Origin of the sequence: Pseudomonas sp. N-137 (genome assembly GCF_034555295.1) — a bacterium.
In the GTDB taxonomy this organism is placed as follows: Bacteria; Pseudomonadota; Gammaproteobacteria; order Pseudomonadales; family Pseudomonadaceae; genus Aquipseudomonas; species Aquipseudomonas rhizophila.
This window is the reverse complement of sequence record NZ_JAXUDQ010000004.1, coordinates 1-24,053: the sequence shown is the minus strand read 5'-3', so window position 1 is coordinate 24,053 and position 24,053 is coordinate 1. Positions and strand designations below refer to the sequence as shown.

Below are 24,053 nucleotides of genomic sequence, written 5' to 3'. Positions count from 1 at the left end.
GTATTCACGGCGGACGGCGCAGGTCAATCCATTTCCTCAAGCACCTGTTTCATTCGTCGGAAGGCCGTAAATGCTGTGGCTTTTCGTCGATAAGGTTACGTTGTTGGATTTATTGTATACAAAAAATATTATCATTGTGTTCTATTGTTTGCGTCTGGTACTGCTGATGGCAATGCCAGGAACGCTTCCCACAACAAAAAAAGGACAGCACCTATGAGCGCTTTAACCTTGAAAGTCGCCGTCAACCTGACGGGGCAAGCCCTTGCCGCAGGCCGTGAAATCAGCGCTGCACCGCTGACCATTGCGGTCCTGGACAGCGGCGGCCATCTGATTGCCTTGCAACGCGAAGACGGCGCGAGCCTGCTTCGCCCGCAGATCGCCATTGGCAAGGCCTGGGGCGCCATCGCCCTGGGCAAGGGCTCACGCTTGCTCGCCCAGGACGCCCAACAACGCCCGGCGTTCTTTGCCGCTTTGAATGGGTTGGGGCAGGGCAGCGTCGTACCGGCCCCGGGTGGGGTGTTGATCAGGGATCAGGAGGGGAGGGTGCTGGGGGCGATTGGTGTCAGTGGGGATGTTTCGGATGTGGATGAGCAGGTGGCGGTCAGGGCGGTGGAGGCGCTGCAGTTGAGGGCGGATGTCGGGGTGGTTGCTTGATTTTGTGGTGAATGGACTGGCGTCATCGCGAGCAAGCTCGCTCCCACAGGGTTTGATGTTGGACACATAATGTCTGAACACCGCAAACCCTGTGTGGGAGCGAGCTTGCTCGCGATGATGACCTCCCAGACACATCCAGCCAAGAGTCTGCCCGGTATTCAAAATCCACTGATCTAGCCTTTGATGACCTGATCATTGGAGAGGCGAAGGAATGCCTGATTTACCTGCTTCACATCGCTTGCGTACTGGCCGCTACGGTGAGTTGAATCGAATCTATTTATTGACCTCTAACACGGCTGAGCGAAAGCCGATTTTTCAGGATTTCGCTTTAGGCAGGTTGGTCGTTGAACAGTTTCGGTGTGCCCAGGATGAGGGATGGGCGAAGTCACTGGCTTGGGTGGTCATGCCTGATCATTTCCATTGGTTGATTGAATTGCGGCAAAGCCCGTTGAATGAGTTGATGCAAAAAACCAAGTCCTTGAGTGCTCGGGCGGTGAACATATCCACAGGGCAGAGAGGTCGCCTTTGGCAACCGGGATACCATGACCGCGCACTGCGGCGGGAAGAAGAGTTGATCATAATGGCGCGCTATGTCGTCGCTAACCCGTTGCGGGCAGGTCTGGTGAAGCGGCTTGGCGATTATCCGCTGTGGGATGCCATTTGGCTTTGACTTGAAATCGAGTTGTCTTCAATCGCGAGCAAGCTCGCTCCCACAAGGGATTCAGGTTTGCTAGCAGAACCTATATTCACAACAAAACCTGTGGGAGCGAGCTTGCTCGCGATAAAGGCAACTCGATCTATCAGCCTGGCTCACACCCTTTCAACACCAACCGAATAATCGTCTGCGCCGCCGCTTCGTAATCCGCCTCATCCAGCTTCGCCTTGCCGGTCACGGCGCTGATCTGCCAGTCGAAATCGGCATAGGTCTGGGTGGCGGCCCAGATGCTGAACATCAGGTGGTTGGGGTCGATGGGGGCGATCTGGCCGCGGTCGATCCAGGTCTGGATGCAGTCGATGTTGTGCCGGGCCTGGGCGTTGAGTTGTTCCACCAGGTCGGCGCTCAGGTGCGGGGCGCCGTGCATGATTTCGCTGGCGAAGACTTTTGAGGCGAAGGGCAGGTCGCGGGAGATGCGGATCTTGGAGCGGATGTAGTGGCTCAGCACTTCGCCGGGCACGCCGTCGGCGTTGAACGGGGTCGAGGCCTGGAGGATTGGCTCGATGATACTTTCCAGCACCTCGCGGTAGAGGTTTTCCTTGGATTTGAAATAGTAGTAGACGTTGGGTTTTGGCAGGCCCGCCTTGGCCGCGATATCGCTGGTTTTGGTCGCCGCGAAGCCCTTGTCGGCAAACTCTTCGCTGGCGGCACGCAGGATCAGTTCTTTGTTGCGCTCGCGGATAGTGCTCATAAACCCAGGGGTTCCTTGCCTGTTCTGGCGGTTGCGCATGGTAGCACCGGCCTCGCGAAGCGCTCAAGAATGCCCCGCGGCCACGTCGGGCGCGCTATGCTGCGCAGCATTATTGTTCAAGGAGTTCCTCCATGGCCGGAAGCAGTTTGCTGTTACTGATCGACGATATCGCCACAGTGCTCGACGATGTTGCATTGATGACCAAGATGGCCGCCAAGAAAACCGCCGGCGTGCTCGGCGATGACCTGGCGCTCAATGCCCAGCAGGTGTCAGGCGTGCGTGCCGAGCGGGAAATACCGGTGGTCTGGGCGGTGGCCAAGGGGTCGTTCATCAACAAACTGATCCTGGTGCCGTCGGCGTTGGCCATCAGCGCTTTCGTGCCCTGGCTGGTGACGCCACTGCTGATGGTGGGGGGCGCCTACCTGTGCTTCGAAGGGTTCGAGAAACTGGCCCACAAGTTCCTTCACAGCAAGGCGCAAGACCAGGCCGAGCATGCGCAACTGGTCGAGGCCGTGGCCAATCCGGCGGTCGATCTAGTGGCCTTCGAAAAGGACAAGATCAAAGGTGCGATACGCACCGACTTCATCCTCTCGGCGGAAATCATCGCCATCACCCTCGGCACCGTCGCTGATGCACCGCTGACCCAGCAGGTGATCGTGCTGTCGGGTATCGCCATCGTCATGACCGTCGGCGTCTATGGTTTGGTGGCCGGGATCGTCAAGCTCGATGACCTGGGGTTGTGGCTGACGCAGAAGCCGGGGCAATGGTCCAAGAGCGTCGGTGGCGCCATCCTGCGCGCCGCGCCCTACATGATGAAAGGCCTGTCGGTGATCGGCACGGCGGCGATGTTCCTGGTGGGCGGCGGCATCCTGACCCATGGCGTGCCGGTGGTGCATCACTGGATCGAAGGTGTGACGGCCAGTGCTGGCGGCGCCGGGTTCATCGTGCCGTTGCTGCTTAATGCGGTGGCCGGGATTGTGGCGGGGGCGCTGGTGTTGGCGGGAGTGATGGTGGTGGGCAAGGTCTGGAAAGCGCTGAAAAGCTGAATCTGACAACACATGACAACTGTGGGAGCGAGCCTGCTCGCGATAGCGGTCTACCAGCCAACATACATGTTGAATGGCAGGCCCTCATCGCGAGCAGGCTCGCTCCCGCAGTGGGTTTTGGGGTGGCCGGGAGTTACTCGGCAATCTGCAACTTGCGCGACTCGGTATACACGTAACGCACCTTCTCATATTCGAATGGCGAGTTCAGTTGGCCATAGCGGAAGCTGGTCTGGTGGCGCTTGTCCACGGCGCGCAGGAGCAGCAGTTCCGGGTGGTTGCCGCTGACTTCTGAAACGTTGAGGAAGTTGATCGCCGATTCAGCCGTGTAGTCCACCAGCAATCCCGAGGTGTCGCGAAGGTTCGAAGGGCCGAAGATCGGCAGTACGAAATACGCGCCGCCGGGCACGCCATAGAAGCCCAGGGTCTGACCGAAGTCTTCGCTCTGGCGCGGCAGGCCCATGGCGGTGGCCGGGTCCCACAGGCCGGCGATGCCGACGGTGGTGTTGAGCAGCAGGCGTGCCGTGGTTTCCATCGAACGCTTGCCCTTGAATTGCAGCAGGCTGTTCATCAGGTTCGGCACGTCCCCCAGGTTATTGAAGAAGTTGCTCACCCCGGTGCGCAGGAAACCTGGCGTGATGTAACGGTAACCATCGACGACTGGCAGGAAGACCCACTGATCGAATCGATAATTGAAGTGGTAAACGCGGCGGTTCCAGGACTCCAGCGGGTCATAGACGTTCAGGGCGTTGAGGGTCGAGCGTTCGAACTCGCGCTGGTCCAGCCCGGGGTTGAACTTGAGCTTGCTCAACGGTTCCTTGAAACCGTCGGAGTCCACCACCACAGGCGCGTTGGCCTTGCTGTTATCGGCGTGGACCATGCCAGCACTCATTAACGCGGCGATAAGCAGGAGATATTTAGCCACGGAAGAACTCCAGCATGGCGTCGCTGTTGACGCGGTAGTTTAGGTTGCCGCAGTGGCCGCCCAATGGGTAAACCGTCAGGCGGTCGCCAAAGGTCTTGCGCAAGAAGCCCAGATCGCCCGGGCCGAGGATGACGTCGTCGGCGTTGTGCATGACGGCAATCTTCGGACTGTCGTGCAGGTAATCCTTGAGCGCATAAAGGCTGACCTGATCGATCAGTTGCAACAGGCTGCCGCCGTCGGTGCGCGCGCGCCACATCGGAATCACCTGCTCGGTGAGATAGCAGTCGAAATCGCATTGCAACGCGCGCTTGAGGAACGGCGTCAGGCTGGTGCTTTCGGTAATCGGGAATTTGGGCGGGATGATCAGGCCGCGACGGTTGATCAGGTCCGAGGTGAATGCAATGTCGGCCGCCGAGAAGCGGAACGAAGTGCCGATCAGCATCGCCATCTGCTCGTTGGTCAGGTGCTGCTTGGACTGCTGGAAGTCATAGAGCAGGGCATCGTTGAGATCGATGTAGCCTTTTTGCTGAAAGTAACGAGTCAGCTTGTTGAGCACCAATTCATAAAAAGTGGTGGTGTTGTTGATGCCCTTGACCTCGGTCTGGACCAGTTTGTCCAGGTTGGTGATCGAGGTGTAGAGGTTGACCGGCGGGTTGAGCAGCAGCACTTTCTTGAAGTTGAAGCTGCGTCGGGTTTCATCCAGATGCGCGACGAAAGCCGCGTCCAGGGCGCCGAGGCTGTAGCCGGTGAGGTAATACTCGGTCACGGGCAACTTGGGGTTCTGCGCGCGCACGGCCTGCATCACCCGGTACATGTCTTCGGCGTCTTCCTTGGTGATGCCGGGTGTGGCGAAGCGCGAAGCGGCACTCATGAAGTCAAAGCTGGTGGGCGACGACAGCTGCACCACGTGGTAACCGGCCTTGTAATAGAGGCGCTTGAGGTATTCGTTGAGGCTGCTGTCGTATCGCGCGCCGGTGCCGGCGATCAGGAAGATCAGCGGCGCGGGCTTGTCCTGGGTCGCCATGCGGTAGGTGAGGCTTTTCACCGGCCAGAAATTGTCTGGCAGGATGAACTCGCGTTCCGGGCGCAGGGTCAGGCTGTGGTCCGCCTGGTCGATATCTTCGATCGGGGGCAGTTCCGGGCGCAGGTCCGGTGGCGTAGTGGCGATGGTCGCCTCGAACGGGTTGGTCAAGGGGTAGCCATAGCTGGCGGCATCGATGTCCACCGCCAGCGCGGACGCACTCAGAATAAGGCCACCGGCGAGGGCAGCGAAGCGCAAGGAATGGAGCATGACTGGATCCCTTAAAGGAAGATGCCGATTGAAGTTCGCAGGCTATGACCGCCGAAGTGAAGCCAAGTGCCATGATTGGCATAAAACAAGCACAAAACAGGCACAAACGGGGCGCGATAGTAGCGCGAAGATACACGTTCACGCGTGGTAGCGGCTAGATATCTGGCGGTTTGCCGAATTCGGGCGTGACCGGCAGGAGAGCATTTTTGTTGGCCCGAATGGCGCAGGCAGGTAGCTGGCGTTCTGATGTCGTTTCTCGTTGCTTCAACGTCGCAGGCAGAGCAGGTTCCAGATCGGCGCAGGTTGATGATCAACGAGTCAGTACTCCACTGACGTTCGAACCGGTTTTGCAGGCGAGCGTGATGGGGGCGCTGTGCACCATAACAATACGTTGACGCCGCTCGGCATCCGTCGGGCGCAGCACTTTCGGGGAAGTAACGATGAGAATGCGACGACTCTTGGGCGCAGGTGCCGCACTGGTACTGGCGATCAGCTCCACACTGGCCAGCGCCGAAACCAAAACCCTGAGCATCGGTTATGTCGATGGCTGGTCCGACAGCGTCGCGACCACCCATGTGGCGGCCGAAGTCATCAAGCAGAAACTGGGCTATGACGTGAAGCTGCAAGCGGTTGCGACCGGGATCATGTGGCAAGGCGTAGCCACTGGCAAACTCGACGCGATGCTCTCGGCCTGGCTGCCGGTGACCCATGGCGACTACTGGACCAAGAACAAGGATCAGGTGGTCGACTACGGTCCGAACTTCAAGGATGCAAAAATCGGCCTGATCGTGCCGGAGTACGTCAAGGCCCAGTCCGTGGCCGACCTCAAGACCGATGACAGCTTCAAGAACCGCATTGTCGGTATCGACGCCGGTTCAGGTGTCATGATCAAGACCGAGCAGGCCATCAAGGATTACGACCTGACCGGGTATCAACTCAAGGCCAGTTCCGGCGCCGGCATGATTGCCGAGCTGACCCGTGCCGAGAAGAAAAAAGAATCCATCGCCGTCACCGGTTGGGTGCCGCACTGGATGTTCGCCAAGTGGAAACTGCGCTTCCTGGAAGACCCGAAAGGCGTTTACGGCGCGGCTGAAACCGTGAACAGCATCGGCAGCAAGGAGCTGGACACCAAGGCGCCGGAAGTGGTCGCGTTCCTGAAGAAGTTCCAGTGGAACTCGAAAGACGAAATCGGCGAGGTCATGCTGGCGATTCAGGAAGGCGCCAAGCCGGACGTCGCTGCCAAGGATTGGGTTGCCAAACACCCGGAGCGCGTGGCGGAGTGGATCAAGTAATCGACTTGGTCTGACTGTTCCGAAAGCCGCATGACTGTGTGTCATGCGGTTTTTTTGTGCCCGAAATTCCTGGATTCCCCACAATCCCCTTGTGGGAGCGAGCTTGCTCGCGATAGCGGTACATCTGCTTGCATCCATATTGAATGTAGCGCCTCCATCGCGAGCAAGCTCGCTCCCACAGGAGGGCAATTGTGAAAGTGTGCGGGAAACCGGCAGCACCGTCATGTCGTTCTAATACTAAGGTCGTCTGGAACCTGGCCTTCAGCCGCATAGAGTAGAGCTGTTCCAATTAAATCTGTGCTGCGAGGATAAAAACAATGAACGACAGCATTTACCTCTCGATTCAAAACAGCCCGCGCTTCAAGGAGCTGGTGAGAAAAAGAGAAAAGTTCGCCTGGATTCTCTCGGCGATCATGCTTGGGTTGTATTCAGGCTTCATTCTTCTGATTGCCTACGGGCCGCATGTTCTCGGGGCCAAGATTTCGCCCGAGTCCACCATTACCTGGGGTATCCCCATAGGTGTCGGCCTGATCGTCTCGGCCTTCATCCTGACCGGTATCTACGTGCGACGCGCCAACGGTGAGTTCGACGATCTGAACAATGCGATTCTCAAGGAGGCTCAGCAATGATCCGGCGTCTAATGGCTCTGTTGAGCATCGCAGCTTTCGCACCGGGGGCCTGGGCGGCTGAAGCCCTGACCGGTGCCGTGCAGAAACAACCGCTTAACGTTTCGGCCATTGTCATGTTCGTGGCTTTCGTTGGCGCGACCTTGTGCATTACCTACTGGGCGTCCAAGCGCAACAACTCGGCAGCCGACTACTATGCTGCGGGCGGGCGGATCACCGGTTTCCAGAACGGCCTGGCGATTGCCGGTGACTACATGTCGGCGGCGTCCTTCCTGGGGATTTCCGCGCTGGTGTTCACGTCTGGCTACGACGGTCTGATCTACTCCATCGGCTTTTTGGTCGGCTGGCCGATCATTCTGTTCCTGATCGCCGAGCGCCTGCGTAACCTGGGTAAATACACCTTTGCCGACGTGGCGTCCTACCGCCTGGGGCAAACCCAGATCCGCACCTTGTCTGCCAGCGGCTCGCTGGTCGTGGTGGCTTTCTACCTGATCGCGCAGATGGTGGGTGCCGGTAAGCTGATCCAGCTGCTGTTCGGCCTGGATTATCACGTTGCGGTGATTCTGGTCGGTATCCTGATGTGCCTCTACGTGCTGTTCGGCGGCATGCTGGCCACTACCTGGGTACAGATCATCAAGGCGGTGCTGTTGCTGTCGGGCGCTTCGTTCATGGCGCTGATGGTCATGAAGCACGTCAACTTCGACTTCAACATGCTGTTCTCCGAGGCGGTCAAGGTTCACGCCAAGGGTGAAGCGATCATGAGCCCTGGTGGCCTGGTCAAGGATCCGATCTCGGCGTTCTCCCTGGGTCTGGCGCTGATGTTCGGTACCGCTGGCCTGCCGCACATTCTGATGCGCTTCTTCACCGTGAGTGACGCCAAGGAAGCTCGCAAGAGCGTGCTGTACGCCACTGGCTTCATCGGTTACTTCTACATCCTGACCTTCATCATCGGCTTCGGCGCGATCCTGCTGGTCAGCACCAACCCGGCCTTCAAGGACGCGGCAGGTGCCTTGCTGGGTGGCAACAACATGGCGGCGGTGCACCTGGCTGACGCGGTGGGTGGCAGCATCTTCCTGGGCTTCATCTCGGCCGTAGCCTTTGCCACCATCCTGGCGGTAGTGGCGGGTCTGACCCTGGCTGGTGCCTCGGCGGTGTCCCATGACCTGTATGCCAGTGTCGTCAAGAAAGGCAAAGCCAACGAGAAGGATGAGATCCGCGTGTCGAAGATCACCACCATCGCCCTGGCGGTGCTGGCGATCGGCCTGGGCATCCTGTTCGAGAAGCAGAACATCGCGTTCATGGTGGGCCTGGCGTTCTCCATCGCGGCGAGCTGCAACTTCCCGGTACTGCTGCTCTCGATGTACTGGAAGAAACTGACCACCCGTGGCGCCATGATCGGCGGCTGGCTGGGCCTGGTCAGTGCGGTGGGCCTGATGGTGCTCGGTCCGACCATCTGGGTGCAGATCCTGGGGCACGAGAAGGCGATCTTCCCGTATGAATACCCTGCGCTGTTCTCGATGGCCATTGCCTTCGTCGGCATCTGGTTCTTCTCCGTCACCGACAAGTCGGCTGAAGGCGTGAACGAGCGTGCACTGTTCTTCCCGCAGTTTGTGCGTTCGCAGACTGGTCTGGGGGCGAGTGGGGCGGTTAACCATTGATGTAGCGAGAAGTGCTTGAAGAAATACCCCGGTCGAGAGGCTGGGGTATTTTTTTGTGCCGGGTTTAAGGATGGCAGGGCTGCCGTCATCGCGAGCAAGCTCGCTCCCACAGGGGATTTTCAGTGAGTACAGGTTCTGTGTTCACAACAGGTCAACTGTGGGAGCGAGCTTGCTCGCGATGACGTCGGACCTGTCAATGCCGCTTCTGGATCAGATGAAAAGAGGCACAAACAAAACAGCCCCTGCTCTTATATAAGAAGCAGGGGCTGTTTCGGTGCAGCTCAAGACCTCATTGCAAGGCAGGTCTTACTTGCGGTCTTCCAGCTGGGTGATGTCACGCGACTCGTAGCCGGTGTACAACTGGCGCGGGCGGCCGATCTTGTACGGGCTGGAGAGCATTTCTTTCCAGTGGGAGATCCAGCCCACGGTCCGCGCCAGGGCGAAGATCACGGTGAACATGCTGGTTGGAATGCCGATCGCCTTGAGGATGATCCCCGAGTAGAAGTCGACGTTCGGGTACAGCGAGCGCTCGATGAAGTACGGGTCGGTCAGGGCGATCTCTTCCAGGCGCATGGCCAGTTCGAGTTGCGGATCGTTCTTGATCCCCAGTTCCTTGAGCACTTCGTCGCAGGTCTGCTTCATGACGGTGGCGCGCGGGTCGCGGTTCTTGTAGACCCGGTGACCGAAGCCCATCAGCTTGAACGGATCGTTCTTGTCCTTGGCCTTGGCGATGAACTTGTCGATGTTCGAGACATCGCCGATTTCATCGAGCATGGTCAATACCGCTTCGTTGGCACCGCCGTGGGCTGGGCCCCAGAGTGCGGCGATACCGGCGGCGATACAGGCGAACGGGTTGGCACCCGAGGAGCCGGCCAGGCGCACGGTGGACGTGGAGGCGTTCTGCTCGTGGTCGGCGTGGAGGATGAAGATCCGGTCCATGGCCTTGGCGAGCACCGGGCTGATCGGTTTGATCTCGCACGGGGTGTTGAACATCATATGCAGGAAGTTTTCTGCATAAGTCAGGTCATTGCGCGGGTACATCATGGGCTGGCCCATGGAGTACTTGTAGACCATGGCTGCCAGGGTCGGCATCTTTGCCACCAGGCGGATCGCGGAGATTTCGCGATGCTGGGGGTTATTGATGTCCAGGGAGTCGTGGTAGAAGGCCGAGAGGGCGCCGACAACGCCGCACATGACGGCCATCGGGTGGGCATCGCGACGGAAGCCGTTGAAGAAGGTCTTCAACTGTTCGTGAACCATGGTGTGGTTCTTCACGGTGCTGACGAACTGGGCCTTTTGCTCTGCGGTTGGCAGCTCGCCGTTGAGCAGCAGGTAGCAGGTTTCCAGGTAGTCCGACTTTTCAGCCAGTTGTTCGATCGGGTAGCCGCGGTGCAGCAGGATGCCGTTGTCGCCGTCGATATAGGTGATTTTCGACTCGCACGAAGCGGTCGACATGAAACCCGGGTCAAAGGTGAAACGGCCCGTGGCCGTCAGGCCCCGTACGTCGATTACATCGGGACCAACGGTGCCGGTTAAAATGGGCAGCTCGACGGGGGCTGCGCCCTCGATGATCAACTGCGCTTTTTTGTCAGCCATGTGGCCTCCTATTAATGCTTGGAATCATCAGACAGACCCCCCACGCAGGGCCCGCACCACTATAGTGAGATAAATTCGAATGTCAATTTGCCTAAAGTCTTGCTCCAGAAGGCTTTAACCGGACTTTTTCCGCGAAATTGCCTGCCGTTTACGCCTTTTGCTTCATATGTGCAATGCGCTATTAGGGGAAGGTGAACGCGTTGTCATTAGTAGCCTAACTGTCTATACTCGGCCACCGACCGCCAGGGGCTTTTGGGCCTGCTTTCTTGGGGGTCGTCACTCCCTGGGTGGTGAGTACCTGACCAGTGCGCGCCCCAACAACTTTGCCCTGATTGTTAGGGGCTCTTCAGTGTGAAAAAAAGCCGTGAAAAGCCAACGACCTGTAAACCTAGACCTAAGGACCATCAAACTCCCAGTCACTGCTTACACGTCCATTCTTCACCGTATCTCCGGTGTCATTCTCTTCGTCAGCCTGGCCATCATGCTTTATGCATTGGACAAGTCGCTCGACTCGGAAGAAGGCTTCGGTCAGGTGAAAGCGTGTCTGACCAGTCCGCTAGCCAAGCTAGTGATTTGGGGCATCCTGTCCGCCTTGCTGTATCACTTGGTTGCCGGTGTGCGCCACTTGATCATGGACATGGGCATCGGTGAGACGCTGGAAGGCGGCAAGCTGGGCTCGAAAATCGTTATCGCCGTTTCCGTGGTGGTAATCGTTCTGGCAGGAGTCTGGATATGGTAACCAACGTCACGAACCTTTCCCGTTCGGGCCTCTATGACTGGATGGCGCAGCGTGTGTCTGCGGTCGTTCTCGCGGCTTACTTCATTTTCCTGATCGGATATGTCGTAGCAAACCCTGGCCTTGGCTATGCCCAATGGCACGAACTGTTCGCAAACAACTGGATGCGTATCTTCAGTCTGCTGTCGCTTGTCGCACTGGGCGCTCACGCCTGGGTCGGCATGTGGACCATCGCGACCGACTACCTGACGCCGATGGCGTTCGGCAAGTCGGCGACTGCCGTACGTTTCCTCTTCCAGGCAGTATGCGGCGTCGCGATGTTTGCGTACTTCGTCTGGGGTGTGCAGATTCTTTGGGGTATCTGATTCATGGCTAACATTCCTACGATTTCTTTCGACGCCATCATTATTGGTGGCGGCGGTGCCGGCATGCGCGCTGCGCTGCAACTGGCACAGGGCGGTCACAAGACTGCCGTGATCACCAAGGTTTTCCCGACCCGTTCGCACACTGTTTCCGCCCAGGGCGGCATCACCTGTGCCATCGCTTCGGCTGACCCGAACGATGACTGGCGCTGGCACATGTACGATACCGTCAAGGGTTCCGACTACATCGGTGACCAGGACGCTATCGAATACATGTGTCAGGAAGGTCCGGCTGCGGTTTTCGAACTGGACCACATGGGCCTGCCGTTCTCGCGTACCGAAACCGGCCGTATCTACCAGCGTCCGTTCGGCGGTCAGTCCAAGGACTACGGCAAGGGCGGCCAGGCTGCGCGTACTTGCGCGGCGTCCGACCGTACCGGTCACGCACTGCTGCACACCCTTTATCAGGGCAACCTGAAAGCCGGTACCACGTTCCTGAACGAGTACTACGCCGTTGACCTGGTGAAAAACCAGGATGGCGCTTTCGTCGGGGTGATCGCGATCTGCATCGAAACCGGCGAAACCACCTACATCCGCGCCAAGGCTACCGTGTTGGCGACTGGCGGTGCCGGCCGTATCTACGCGTCCACCACCAACGCCCTGATCAACACCGGTGACGGTGTCGGCATGGCGCTGCGTGCTGGCGTGCCGGTACAAGACATCGAAATGTGGCAGTTCCACCCGACCGGCATCGCCGGCGCCGGTGTACTGGTCACCGAAGGTTGCCGCGGTGAAGGCGGTTACCTGATCAACAAGCACGGCGAGCGTTTCATGGAGCGTTATGCTCCGAACGCCAAAGACCTTGCCGGTCGCGACGTAGTTGCCCGTTCGATGGTGAAAGAAATCATCGCCGGCAACGGTTGCGGTCCGAATGGCGACCACGTGATGCTCAAGCTCGACCACCTGGGCGAGGAAGTGCTGCACAGCCGTCTGCCAGGCATTTGCGAACTGTCGAAGACCTTCGCTCACGTCGACCCTGTCGTTGCGCCGGTTCCAGTAGTTCCAACCTGCCACTATATGATGGGCGGCGTTGCCACCAACATTCACGGCCAGGCGATCACCCAGAACGCCGAAGGCGTGGACGAAATCATCCCTGGCCTGTTCGCAGTGGGTGAAGTGGCTTGCGTATCGGTTCACGGTGCCAACCGTCTGGGCGGCAACTCGCTGCTCGACCTGGTGGTATTCGGTCGCGCTGCCGGCCTGCACCTGGAAAAAGCGCTGACCGAGGGTATCGAGTATGACGATGCCACCGACGCCAACATCGAAGCCGCCCTGGCGCGTCTGTCCGCTCTGAATGAGCGTACCGAAGGCGAAGACGTGGCGACACTGCGTCGCGAGCTGCAAAACTGCATGCAGAACTACTTCGGTGTGTTCCGTACCGGCGAGTACATGCAGAAGGGTATCGCTCAGCTGGCTCAATTGCGTGAACGAATCGCCAACGTGAAGATCAACGATAAGTCGCAGGCGTTTAACACTGCACGTATCGAAGCGCTGGAACTGCAGAACCTGCTGGAAGTGGCCGAAGCCACCGCCATCGCGGCAGAAGTGCGCAAAGAGTCCCGTGGTGCCCATGCCCGCGAAGACTTTGAAGACCGTGATGACGAAAACTGGTTGTGCCACACCTTGTTCTTCCCGGGTGAAAAACGTGTCGCCAAGCGTGCGGTGAACTTCTCGCCGAAGACCGTTCCGACGTTTGAACCCAAGATCCGGACTTACTAAGGGTGGCCGCCATGTTGCAAGTCAGTGTTTATCGCTACAACCCTGATCAGGACGCCGCGCCGTTCATGCAGGATTTCCAGGTCGATACCGGTGGTAAAGACCTGATGGTGCTGGACGTGCTGGCCCTGATCAAAGAGCAGGACGAAGGTTTTTCCTACCGTCGTTCCTGCCGCGAGGGCGTTTGCGGCTCCGACGGCATGAACATCAACGGCAAGAACGGCCTGGCGTGCATCACGCCGCTGTCCGCCGTGGTCAAGGGCAACAAGCTGATCGTTCGTCCGCTGCCAGGTTTGCCGGTTATTCGTGACCTGGTCGTCGATATGAGCATCTTCTACAAGCAATACGAGAAGGTGAAGCCATTCCTGCAGAACGATTCGCCGGCTCCGGCCATCGAACGTCTGCAGTCCCCGGAAGAGCGTGAAAAGCTCGACGGTCTGTACGAGTGCATCCTGTGCGCCTGCTGCTCGACCTCGTGCCCATCCTTCTGGTGGAACCCGGACAAATTCCTGGGCCCGGCCGCTCTGCTGCAAGCGTATCGCTTCCTGGCAGACAGCCGCGACACCAAGACGTCCGAGCGTCTGGCTGCACTGGATGACCCGTTCAGCGTATTCCGCTGCCGCGGGATCATGAACTGCGTCAACGTCTGCCCGAAAGGCCTGAACCCGACTAAGGCCATCGGTCACGTACGTAACATGCTGCTGCAAAGCGGCGTGTGATTCAGCTGCTGTACCCGTAGAACCGCTGTACCCGTACAGGTCGGGGCGTGGGCTTCAACCCGCGTCCTGGCTATAACCAGAACCGCCGCTCACAAAGCGGCAGTTCTTATTTTGAAGAAATGAGACAAGCAGGGGCATCCGGGCTGGTACCCGGACTATCAGCGTGATCCTAAGTGGCTTGTTTTGGTCGCTGCATTCGGACTTCTGCAAGTTTGCTCGGTGTTTTCGCCGATGGTGTTCCCCAAATCGAGGGTGACCAAGCATGCAAGAAAGCGTGATGCAGCGCATGTGGAACAGTGCCCACCTCTCCGGTGGTAACGCTGCCTATGTGGAAGAGCTCTACGAGCTCTACCTGCACGACCCTAACGCTGTGCCAGAAGAGTGGCGCACCTACTTTCAGAAGTTGCCGGCTGACGGTAACTCTGCCACTGATGTTTCGCACTCGACAATTCGCGATCATTTCGTGCTGCTGGCAAAGAACCAGCGCCGCGCTCAACCGGTGTCTGCCGGCAGCGTGAGCAGTGAGCACGAGAAGAAGCAAGTTGAAGTGCTGCGACTGATCCAGGCCTACCGGATGCGCGGCCACCAGGCAGCCCAGCTGGACCCGCTGGGGCTGTGGCAGCGTCCTGCACCTGCAGACCTGTCGATCACTCATTACGGCTTGACCAATGCCGATCTTGATACGACCTTCCGTGCCGGCGACCTGTTCATCGGCAAAGAGGAAGCGAGCCTACGCGAAATTCACGAAGCGTTGCAGCAGACATATTGCCGCACCATCGGTGCCGAATTTACGCACATCGTCGATTCCGAGCAGCGCCAGTGGTTCCAGCAGCGTCTGGAAAGCGTTCGTGGCCGTCCGACCTTCTCCGCTGACGTCAAGAGCCACTTGCTCGAGCGCGTCACTGCCGCCGAAGGCCTGGAAAAGTACCTGGGCACCAAATACCCGGGCACCAAGCGTTTCGGCCTGGAAGGTGGCGAAAGCCTGATCCCGCTGCTGGACGAACTGATCCAGCGCTCCGGTTCCTACGGCACCAAGGAAGTCGTCATCGGCATGGCCCACCGCGGCCGTCTGAACGTGCTGGTCAACACCTTCGGCAAGAACCCGCGCGAGCTGTTCGACGAGTTCGAAGGCAAGAAGAAGGTCGAGCTGGGCTCCGGTGACGTCAAGTATCACCAGGGTTTCTCGTCCAACGTGATGACCACCGGTGGCGAAGTTCACCTGGCGATGGCCTTCAACCCGTCCCACCTGGAAATCGTTTCTCCGGTGGTCGAGGGTTCGGTCCGTGCCCGTCAGGATCGTCGCAACGACCCGACTGGCGAAAAAGTCCTGCCGATTTCCATCCACGGTGACGCTGCATTCGCAGGTCAGGGCGTGGTCATGGAAACCTTCCAGATGTCGCAGACTCGCGGCTTCAAGACCGGCGGTACCATTCACCTGGTGATCAACAACCAGGTCGGCTTCACCATCAGCAACCCGGAAGACTCGCGTTCCACCGAGTACTGCACCGACGTTGCGAAGATGATCCAGGCACCGATTCTCCATGTGAATGGCGATGACCCGGAAGCCGTGCTGTTCGTGACCCAGTTGGCCATTGACTACCGCATGCAGTACAAGCGTGACGTGGTGATCGACCTGGTCTGCTACCGTCGTCGCGGCCACAACGAGGCCGACGAGCCAAGCGGCACCCAGCCTCTGATGTACCAGCAGATCGCCAAGCAGCGCACCACCCGTGAGCTGTATGCCGAGCGCCTGACCCAGAGCGGTGTGCTGGACGCTGAGCGCGTCCAGGAAAAAGTCGATGAATATCGCAATGCCCTGGACAATGGCCTGCATGTTGTAAAAAGCCTGGTCAAAGAGCCGAACAAAGAGCTGTTCGTGGACTGGCGCCCGTATCTGGGTCATGCCTGGACCGCTCGTCACGACACTCGTTTTGATCTCAAGACCTTGCAGGAACTGTCCGCCAAGCTGCTGGAAATTCCGGAAGGCTTCGTGGTCCAGCGTCAGGTCGCGAAAATCTACGAAGACCGGCAGAAGATGCAAGCCGGCGGCCTGCCGATCAACTGGGGTTATGCCGAAACCATGGCATACGCGACCCTGGCGTTCGAAGGTCACCCTGTGCGCATCACCGGCCAGGACGTAGGCCGCGGCACTTTCTCGCACCGTCACGCGGCGTTGCACAACCAGAAAGACGCCAGCACCTACATCCCGCTGCAACACCTGTACAAAGGCCAGCCACGTTTCGACCTGTACGACTCGCTGCTGTCCGAGGAAGCCGTCCTGGCGTTCGAATATGGCTACTCCACCACCGAGCCGAATGCGCTGGTGATCTGGGAAGCCCAGTTCGGCGACTTCGCCAACGGTGCCCAGGTGGTTGTCGACCAGTTCATCACCAGCGGCGAGCACAAGTGGGGCCGTCTCTGCGGTCTGACCATGCTGTTGCCACACGGTTATGAAGGGCAGGGGCCGGAGCACTCTTCGGCACGTCTGGAGCGTTACCTGCAGCTGTGCGCCGAGCACAACATCCAGGTGTGCGTACCGACGACCCCGGCTCAGATCTACCACTTGCTGCGCCGTCAGGTGATTCGCCCGCTGCGCAAGCCGCTTGTAGTGCTGACACCGAAGTCATTGCTGCGTCACAAGCTGGCGATCTCGACTCTGGAAGATCTGGCCGAAGGCTCGTTCCAGACCGTTATCCCGGAAATCGACGCTCAGGATCCGGCCAACGTCGGTCGCGTGGTTCTGTGCAGCGGCAAGGTCTATTACGACTTGCTGGAAAAACGCCGTGCCGAAGGCCGTGACGATATCGCCATCGTGCGTCTCGAGCAGCTGTACCCGTTCCCGGAGGACGACCTGGTCGAAATCCTGGCTCCGTACAAAAACCTGAAGCACATCGTCTGGTGCCAGGAAGAGCCGATGAACCAGGGTGCGTGGTACTGCAGTCAACATCACATGCGCCGCATCATCAGCGCTCACGACAAGTCGCTCGTACTTGAGTACGCCGGCCGTGACGCTTCTGCTGCACCTGCTTGTGGTTATGCATCGATGCACGCCGAGCAGCAGGAACAACTGCTGCAAGATGCCTTTACCGTTTAATGCCTTCGCGCACCTGAAACCGAATTTAAGGAACCACAGATAATGGCTATCGAGATCAAAGCCCCCACTTTCCCGGAATCGGTTGCCGATGGCACGATTGCCACCTGGCACAAAAAACCGGGCGACGCGGTCAAGCGCGACGAACTGATCGTCGACATCGAAACCGACAAAGTTGTCCTGGAAGTGTTGGCCGAAGCTGACGGCGTCCTGGGCGCCATCGTCAAGAACGAAGGCGACACCGTTCTGTCGGCCGAAGTGCTGGGCTCCATCGAAGCGGGCGGCGCTGCTGCCGCTGCTCCGGCTGCTGCTGCCGCACCGGCCGCCGCTCAGGCTGCTGCTCCTGCCGCTGGCGGCGAAGACGATCCAGTCGCCGCTCCCGCTGCTCGCAAGCTGGCTGAAGAGAATGGCATCAACATCGCTTCCGTTGCCGGCACCGGCAAGGGTGGTCGTGTGACCAAGGAAGACGTGGTTGCCGCGGTTGCCGCCAAGAAAGCCGCTCCGGCCGCTGCGCCAGCCAAGGCTGCCGCGCCTGCCGCTGCCGCTCCGGTGTTCGCTGCCGGTGATCGCGTTGAAAAACGCGTTCCGATGACCCGCCTGCGTGCCAAGGTTGCCGAGCGTCTGGTTGAAGCCCAGTCGAACATGGCAATGCTGACCACCTTCAACGAAGTCGACATGACCGAAGTCATGGCCCTGCGTTCGAAGTACAAGGACCTGTTCGAGAAGAGCCACAACGGCGTACGCCTGGGCTTCATGTCGTTCTTCGTCAAGGCTGCCACTGAAGCACTCAAGCGCTTCCCGGCCGTCAACGCGTCGATCGACGGTTCCGACATCGTTTACCACGGTTACGCCGACATCGGTGTTGCGGTCTCCAGCGACCGTGGCCTGGTGGTTCCGGTCCTGCGTAACGCCGAACTGATGAGCCTGGCTGAAATCGAAGGCGGCATCGCCACCTTCGGCAAGAAAGCCCGTGACGGCAAGCTGTCCATCGAAGAGATGACCGGCGGTACGTTCACCATCACCAACGGTGGTACATTCGGTTCGATGATGTCGACCCCGATCGTCAACCCGCCACAAGCGGCGATCCTGGGCATGCACAACATCCTGCAACGCCCGATGGCGATCAATGGTCAGGTCGTGATTCGTCCGATGATGTACCTGGCATTGTCCTACGATCACCGTCTGATCGACGGTAAAGAAGCCGTGACTTTCCTGGTAACCATCAAGAACCTGCTTGAAGATCCGGCTCGTCTGCTGCTGGATATCTGATTCGCCGCAAGGGCCGGTCGGTTGACCGGCCTCTTGCTGAAATAACCGGTTTCGTCCCACGACGGTCTCCACAAGTGACCGTCCGGTTTGATTCGAGAAGGAATGACTCATGACTCAGAAATTCGACGTGGTAGTGATTGGTGCGGGCCCTGGCGGCTACGTAGCGGCCATCAAGGCTGCGCAACTGGGCCTCACCACTGCCTGCATCGAGAAATACACCGACAAGGAGGGCAAACTGGCCCTCGGCGGTACTTGCCTGAACGTCGGTTGCATTCCGTCCAAGGCGCTGCTGGACAGCTCCTGGAAGTTCCATGAAGCGCAGGATGGCTTGGCCATCCACGGCATTGGCGGTGTCAACCGCGAAAACGTCACCATTGACGTACCTGCCATGGTTGGCCGCAAGGCCAACATCGTCAAAGGCCTGACCTCTGGCGTTGCCACCCTGTTCAAGGCCAATGGCGTGACCTCGATCCAGGGCCACGGCAAGCTGCTGATGGGCAAGAAGGTCGAAGTGACCAAGCCAGACGGCTCGGTTGAAGTGATCGAAGCCGAGAACGTCATCCTGGCACCGGGCTCGCGTCCGATCGACATTCCGCCGGCTCCGGTGGACCAGAACGTGATCGTCGATTCGACCGGCGCTCTGGAGTTCCAATCCGTACCAAAACGCCTGGGCGTGATCGGCGCGGGTGTTATCGGTCTGGAGCTGGGTTCGGTCTGGTCGCGCCTGGGCGCGCAAGTAACCGTCCTCGAAGCACTGGACACCTTCCTGATGGCCGCCGACACCGCGGTTTCCAAGGAAGCGCTGAAAACCCTGACCAAGCAAGGCCTGGACATCAAGCTGGGCGCTCGCGTGACCGGCTCCAAGGTCAACGGCGAAGAAGTCGTGGTGAACTACACCGACGCCAACGGCGAACAGACCATCACTTTCGACAAACTGATCGTTGCGGTTGGCCGTCGCCCAGTGACCACTGACCTGCTGTCCGCCGATTGCGGCGTGACCCTCGATGAGCGCGGCTTCATCGCGGTTGACGAGCAATGCGCAACCGACGTTCCGGGTGTCTACGCCATCGGTGACGTGGTACGCGGCATGATGCTGGCGCACAAAGCGTCCGAGGAAGGCATCATGGTGGTCGAGCGCATCAAGGGCCACAAAGCCCAGATCAACTACGACCTGATCCCGTCGGTTATCTACACCCACCCGGAAATCGCATGGGTCGGCAAGACCGAGCAAACCTTGAAAAACGAAGGTGTTGAAGTTAACGTCGGCACCTTCCCGTTCGCAGCCTCCGGCCGTGCCATGGCAGCCAACGATACCGGTGGTTTCGTGAAAGTCATCGCTGATGCCAAGACGGATCGCGTATTGGGCGTTCACGTGATTGGCCCAAGCGCTGCCGAGCTGGTACAGCAAGGCGCGATCGGCATGGAATTCGGCACCAGCGCTGAAGATCTGGGCATGATGGTCTTCTCCCATCCGACCCTGTCCGAAGCCTTGCACGAAGCGGCCCTGGCCGTAAATGGCGGTGCCATCCACGTGGCCAACCGCAAAAAGCGTTAATAGACAATAAGAAACCACGGCGGTATGGCCCGTCGTGAGCCTTGCGAGCAAGACTCACCGCGGAATATCCGCTGGACGCAGCCTTGCGTAGCGGCACCGGTCAACCGGAACGCTACGCAAGCAGCAGTCACAGGTGGTGCGGCACCATAACGGTGCAGCACCGAATGCGCAGTACCTAACGAAGACGGTAATAAGCATGAATCTTCACGAGTATCAGGGTAAGCAGCTGTTCGCTGAGTACGGCCTGCCAGTATCCACCGGCTACGCGGTAGACACCCCGGAAGCGGCAGCAGAAGCTTGCGACAAAATCGGCGGCAGCGAATGGGTTGTCAAAGCCCAGGTTCACGCCGGTGGTCGCGGTAAAGCGGGCGGCGTCAAGCTGGTTCGCAGCAAAGAAGACGCCAAAGCCTTCGCACAGCAGTGGCTGGGCAAGCGTCTGGTGACCTACCAGACTGACGCCAACGGTCAGCCAGTCACCAAGATCCTGGTTGAATCGTGCACTGATATCGCTAAAGAGCTGTACCTGGGCGCTGTCGTTGACCGTTCGAGCCGCCGTATCGTGTTCATGGCTTCCACCGAAGGTGGCGTGGACATCGAGAAAATCGCTCACGATACCCCTGAGAAAATCCTCAAGGCCACCATCGATCCACTGGTTGGCGCCCAGCCATTCCAGGGTCGCGAGCTGGCATTCCAGCTGGGCCTGGAAGGCAAGCAGGTCACTCAGTTCGCCAAGATCTTCGTAGGCCTGGCCAAGCTGTTCCAGGACCACGACCTGGCGCTGCTGGAAGTGAACCCGCTGGTGATCAAGGCCGACGGCGATCTGCACTGCCTCGATGCCAAGATCAACATCGACGCCAACGCCATGTACCGTCAGCCTAAGCTGAAGACTTTCCACGATCCGTCGCAAGACGATCCGCGCGAAGCGCACGCTGCCAAGTTCGAACTGAACTACGTGGCCCTGGAAGGCAACATCGGCTGCATGGTCAACGGTGCTGGCCTGGCCATGGGTACCATGGACATCGTCAACCTGCATGGCGGCAAGCCAGCCAACTTCCTCGACGTGGGCGGTGGTGCTACCAAGGAACGCGTAACCGAAGCGTTCAAGATCATCCTGTCCGACACTAACGTCGCTGCAGTACTGGTCAACATCTTCGGCGGCATCGTTCGTTGCGACATGATTGCCGAAGGCATCATCGGCGCCGTGAAAGAAGTCGGCGTGAAAATCCCGGTTGTTGTTCGCCTCGAAGGCAACAACGCTGAGCTGGGCGCTAAAGTACTGGCAGAAAGCGGTTTGAACATCATCGCTGCTACCAGCCTGACCGACGCTGCTCAACAAGTCGTTAAAGCTGCGGAGGGCAAATAATGAGCGTCCTGATCAATAAAGACACCAAGGTTATCTGCCAGGGTATTACCGGTTCGCAAGGTAGTTTCCACACCCAGCAAGCTCTGGAATACGGCACCAAGATGGTTGGTGGCGTAACGCCGGGCAAAGGCGGCACCGAACACCTGGGCCTGCCTGTCTTCAACACCGTCAAAGACGCTGTTGCTGCCACTGGCGCCACCGCCAGCGTGATCTACGTTCCAGCTCCTTTCTGCAAGGATTCCATCCTTGAAGCAGCGTTCGGCGGCATCAAGCTGATCGTCTGCATCACCGAAGGCATCCCGACCATCGACATGCTGGAAGCCAAGGTCAAGTGCGACGAGCTGGGTATCACCCTGATCGGTCCTAACTGCCCAGGCGTGATCACTCCAGGCGAATGCAAGATCGGCATCATGCCAGGTCACATTCACTTGCCAGGCAAGGTCGGTATCGTTTCCCGTTCCGGCACCCTGACTTACGAAGCCGTCAAGCAGACCACTGACGCCGGTTTCGGTCAGTCGACTTGCGTCGGCATCGGCGGTGACCCGATCCCGGGCTCCAACTTCATCGACATCCTGAAGCTGTTCCAGGAAGACCCGAAGACCGAAGCGATCGTCATGATCGGTGAGATCGGCGGTTCGGCTGAAGAAGAAGCGGCTGCCTACATCAAGGCTAACGTGACCAAGCCGGTTGTTTCCTACATCGCGGGTGTGACTGCTCCTCCGGGCAAGCGCATGGGCCATGCTGGTGCAATCATCTCTGGCGGCAAAGGCACTGCGGACGAGAAATTCGCCGCTCTGCAAGACGCAGGCGTGAAAACCGTGCGTTCGCTGGCAGACATCGGCAAGGCCCTGGCCGAGCTGACTGGCTGGGAAATGAAGAAGTAAGCTTCGGCTGACTTTTTTGTTCCAGCAACAAAGGCCACCTTCGGGTGGCCTTTGTCGTTTTCGGATGAGGGAATTGCAATCAGCAACCCATTTAGATGCAAAAACGCGACACGGAAATGTCGTGTATCGGATAGTTCGCCCTGTAACAGTGCGTTATTCGCACTAATTCGTTAGGCTAGCCGCCATTTTTGCGACTGTGGCTCACAAGGACGCGGTGCGCTAAACGGGTTGGTCTTATACGGATCGGCAGCATTTCCCTCCACCCTCAAGGGAAGTCCCTCTCTAAATTCCGATTCAGCAGTGTGGTTTCCTTAAAATGAAAGTGTTGAAAGGCCAGGACATCCTGGCGCTTGGTTTCATGACCTTTGCCCTGTTCGTCGGGGCTGGCAACATCATCTTCCCGCCGATTGTCGGTTTGCAGTCCGGGCCCCATGTCTGGATGGCGGCGCTGGGCTTTCTGGTCACGGCGGTCGGGCTACCGGTCATCACCGTCGTTGCGCTGGCCAAGGTCGGTGGGGCGATGGATGCCTTGAGCAGTCCTATCGGCAAGGTGGCCGGTGGCCTGCTGGCGGCTGTGTGCTACCTGGCCGTCGGGCCGCTGTTCGCCACTCCGCGCACCGCCACAGTCTCCTTCGAAGTCGGGCTGGCGCCGTTGACCGGCGAAAGCCCGCTGGCGCTGTTTCTCTACAGTGCGGTGTATTTCCTGCTGGTGTTCTTCATCTCGCTCTATCCCGGTCGCTTGCTGGACACCGTCGGGCGATTCCTTGCCCCGCTGAAAATCATCGCCCTGGCCGTGCTGGGCATTGCCGCGTTTGCCTTGCCCGCCGGCGATATCGGCGTGGCGACACCGCAATACGTGGCCGCGCCATTCTCCCAAGGGTTCATCAACGGTTACCTGACCATGGATACTCTGGGCGCATTGGTGTTTGGCATCGTCATCGTCAATGCGATCCGTTCCCGGGGCGTTGAATCGCCTGCCTTGATCACCCGCTACGCCATCATCGCCGGGCTGATCGCCGGGGTCGGGCTGGCGCTGGTCTATGTCAGCCTGTTCCGCCTGGGGTCTGGCAGCCATGAAGTGGCTGCGGGCGCGACAAACGGCGCGGCTGTGCTGCATGCCTATGTGCAACACACGTTCGGCAGCCTGGGCAGCGGTTTCCTGGCGGTGCTGATTTCCCTGGCGTGCCTGGTCACTGCAGTTGGCCTGACGTGCGCCTGTGCCGAGTACTTCAGCCGTGTCTTGCCGCTGTCGTACAAAACATTGGTGGTCATCCTGGCGGCGTTTTCGCTGCTGGTGTCGAACCTCGGACTGACCAAGCTGATCGCTTTCTCGATCCCGGTCCTGACCGCGATTTACCCACCGTGCATTGCCTTGGTGGCCCTGAGCTTCTGCAAGGACTTCTGGCATGAGCAGGGGCGTATTGTCGGCCCGGTCATGCTGGTGTCGTTCCTGTTCGGCCTGATCGATGCGCTTAAAGGCGCCGGACTGGCGGATTGGATGCCGACGCAAATGGCCCACCTGCCATTGAGCGAGCAGGGCCTGGCCTGGCTCGTGCCGTCGGTGATGACCCTGGCGGTTGCGTTGGTGTGTGATCGTCTGCTGGGCAAGCGCAGCGAAGCCTTGGCCTGAGTTGCCGCGGCCTGCCACGAGTGGGCCCACCGGTAAAAAACCAATGCCCCGTATCCATCGATACGGGGCATTAATGAGATGGTCACCCCCACACCCTGCAAGGGCTACGCTTTCGCAGGGTGTTTTGTTTTCGGAGGCCATCATTATGAGCGAGTCAGCGCTGATCGGGATCGATCT

The 24,053-nt window shown here is 59.0% G+C and carries 20 protein-coding genes; 16 read left to right on the top strand and 4 right to left on the bottom strand.

Features of this window, described 5'->3' with window-relative positions; all coding sequences use genetic code 11:
- Positions 1-213: 213 nt before the first annotated feature.
- Complete coding sequence (locus T3A99_RS00475) at positions 214-654, top strand: heme-binding protein (RefSeq protein ID WP_322833852.1); 441 nt, start codon at positions 214-216, stop codon at positions 652-654.
- A 211-nt stretch (positions 655-865) separates the two neighbouring features.
- Positions 866-1,324 (top strand): REP-associated tyrosine transposase, encoded by a 459-nt coding sequence (locus T3A99_RS00470; RefSeq protein ID WP_274091348.1) that lies wholly within the window; start codon positions 866-868, stop codon positions 1,322-1,324.
- A gap of 130 nt (positions 1,325-1,454) precedes the next feature.
- Here T3A99_RS00470 and T3A99_RS00465 read toward each other — a convergent pair whose 3' ends face one another.
- A complete protein-coding gene (locus tag T3A99_RS00465; protein ID WP_188252411.1) occupies positions 1,455-2,060 on the bottom strand; it encodes a TetR/AcrR family transcriptional regulator in 606 nt (201 codons plus the stop codon).
- Between the two features lie 131 nt (positions 2,061-2,191).
- Here T3A99_RS00465 and T3A99_RS00460 point away from each other — a divergent pair, with 131 nt between their 5' ends.
- Positions 2,192-3,106: a DUF808 domain-containing protein gene (locus tag T3A99_RS00460; RefSeq protein WP_322833851.1), complete on the top strand. Its 915-nt coding sequence runs from the start codon at positions 2,192-2,194 to the stop codon at positions 3,104-3,106.
- A 133-nt stretch (positions 3,107-3,239) separates the two neighbouring features.
- Here the strand turns inward: T3A99_RS00460 and T3A99_RS00455 are convergent, their stop codons facing one another.
- Both T3A99_RS00455 and T3A99_RS00450 read right to left on the bottom strand, forming a co-directional pair.
- Positions 3,240-4,028, bottom strand: a complete 789-nt coding sequence (locus T3A99_RS00455; protein WP_076383809.1) for a VacJ family lipoprotein — start codon at positions 4,026-4,028, stop codon at positions 3,240-3,242.
- Positions 4,021-5,319 carry a serine/threonine protein kinase gene (locus T3A99_RS00450; protein ID WP_160893106.1) on the bottom strand — a complete coding sequence of 433 codons (1,299 nt, stop codon included), beginning with the start codon at positions 5,317-5,319 and terminating at the stop codon, positions 4,021-4,023. The genes T3A99_RS00455 and T3A99_RS00450 overlap by 8 nt, the downstream gene beginning before the upstream one ends.
- A gap of 440 nt (positions 5,320-5,759) precedes the next feature.
- On the opposite strand from T3A99_RS00450, the gene T3A99_RS00445 reads away from it, so the two are divergent.
- The 3 genes from T3A99_RS00445 to T3A99_RS00435 all read left to right on the top strand — a co-directional run bounded on the left by T3A99_RS00445 (position 5,760) and on the right by T3A99_RS00435 (position 8,895).
- Complete coding sequence (locus T3A99_RS00445; RefSeq protein ID WP_322833850.1) at positions 5,760-6,611, top strand: glycine betaine ABC transporter substrate-binding protein; 852 nt, start codon at positions 5,760-5,762, stop codon at positions 6,609-6,611.
- Positions 6,612-6,928: 317 nt separating this feature from the next.
- Complete coding sequence (locus tag T3A99_RS00440; protein ID WP_047229599.1) at positions 6,929-7,240, top strand: DUF485 domain-containing protein; 312 nt, start codon at positions 6,929-6,931, stop codon at positions 7,238-7,240.
- Positions 7,237-8,895: a cation acetate symporter gene (locus T3A99_RS00435; RefSeq protein ID WP_047229598.1), complete on the top strand. Its 1,659-nt coding sequence runs from the start codon at positions 7,237-7,239 to the stop codon at positions 8,893-8,895. Before T3A99_RS00440 ends, T3A99_RS00435 begins: the two co-directional genes overlap by 4 nt.
- Positions 8,896-9,201: 306 nt before the next feature.
- Here the strand turns inward: T3A99_RS00435 and gltA are convergent, their stop codons facing one another.
- Positions 9,202-10,491, bottom strand: a complete 1,290-nt coding sequence (gene gltA / locus T3A99_RS00430) for a citrate synthase (protein ID WP_003204440.1) — start codon at positions 10,489-10,491, stop codon at positions 9,202-9,204.
- Positions 10,492-10,855: 364 nt separating this feature from the next.
- Here gltA and sdhC point away from each other — a divergent pair, with 364 nt between their 5' ends.
- The 10 genes from sdhC to brnQ all read left to right on the top strand — a co-directional run bounded on the left by sdhC (position 10,856) and on the right by brnQ (position 23,876).
- Positions 10,856-11,230: a succinate dehydrogenase, cytochrome b556 subunit gene (gene sdhC / locus T3A99_RS00425; protein WP_024780620.1), complete on the top strand. Its 375-nt coding sequence runs from the start codon at positions 10,856-10,858 to the stop codon at positions 11,228-11,230.
- A complete protein-coding gene (gene sdhD, locus T3A99_RS00420) occupies positions 11,224-11,592 on the top strand; it encodes a succinate dehydrogenase, hydrophobic membrane anchor protein (RefSeq protein WP_047230490.1) in 369 nt (122 codons plus the stop codon). The genes sdhC and sdhD overlap by 7 nt, the downstream gene beginning before the upstream one ends.
- Before the next feature lie 3 nt (positions 11,593-11,595).
- Positions 11,596-13,368, top strand: a complete 1,773-nt coding sequence (sdhA, locus tag T3A99_RS00415; protein WP_047230489.1) for a succinate dehydrogenase flavoprotein subunit — start codon at positions 11,596-11,598, stop codon at positions 13,366-13,368.
- An 11-nt stretch (positions 13,369-13,379) separates the two neighbouring features.
- Positions 13,380-14,084, top strand: coding sequence for a succinate dehydrogenase iron-sulfur subunit (locus tag T3A99_RS00410; protein ID WP_047230491.1), 705 nt, complete (start codon positions 13,380-13,382; stop codon positions 14,082-14,084).
- A gap of 262 nt (positions 14,085-14,346) precedes the next feature.
- The gene (locus tag T3A99_RS00405; RefSeq protein WP_047230488.1) at positions 14,347-17,178 is read left to right on the top strand and encodes a 2-oxoglutarate dehydrogenase E1 component; all 2,832 of its coding nucleotides are present in this window, start codon (positions 14,347-14,349) and stop codon (positions 17,176-17,178) included.
- A 42-nt stretch (positions 17,179-17,220) separates the two neighbouring features.
- Entirely contained in the window at positions 17,221-18,444 is a 1,224-nt protein-coding gene (gene odhB / locus T3A99_RS00400; RefSeq protein WP_047230487.1) for a 2-oxoglutarate dehydrogenase complex dihydrolipoyllysine-residue succinyltransferase, read from the top strand.
- Between the two features lie 109 nt (positions 18,445-18,553).
- Positions 18,554-19,999 carry a dihydrolipoyl dehydrogenase gene (gene lpdA / locus T3A99_RS00395; RefSeq protein ID WP_047230486.1) on the top strand — a complete coding sequence of 482 codons (1,446 nt, stop codon included), beginning with the start codon at positions 18,554-18,556 and terminating at the stop codon, positions 19,997-19,999.
- A 196-nt stretch (positions 20,000-20,195) separates the two neighbouring features.
- The gene (sucC, locus tag T3A99_RS00390) at positions 20,196-21,362 is read left to right on the top strand and encodes an ADP-forming succinate--CoA ligase subunit beta (RefSeq protein WP_003179235.1); all 1,167 of its coding nucleotides are present in this window, start codon (positions 20,196-20,198) and stop codon (positions 21,360-21,362) included.
- A complete protein-coding gene (gene sucD / locus T3A99_RS00385; protein WP_014339581.1) occupies positions 21,362-22,246 on the top strand; it encodes a succinate--CoA ligase subunit alpha in 885 nt (294 codons plus the stop codon). The genes sucC and sucD overlap by 1 nt, the downstream gene beginning before the upstream one ends.
- Before the next feature lie 316 nt (positions 22,247-22,562).
- Complete coding sequence (gene brnQ / locus T3A99_RS00380; RefSeq protein ID WP_047230485.1) at positions 22,563-23,876, top strand: branched-chain amino acid transport system II carrier protein; 1,314 nt, start codon at positions 22,563-22,565, stop codon at positions 23,874-23,876.
- Positions 23,877-24,053: the final 177 nt, after the last annotated feature.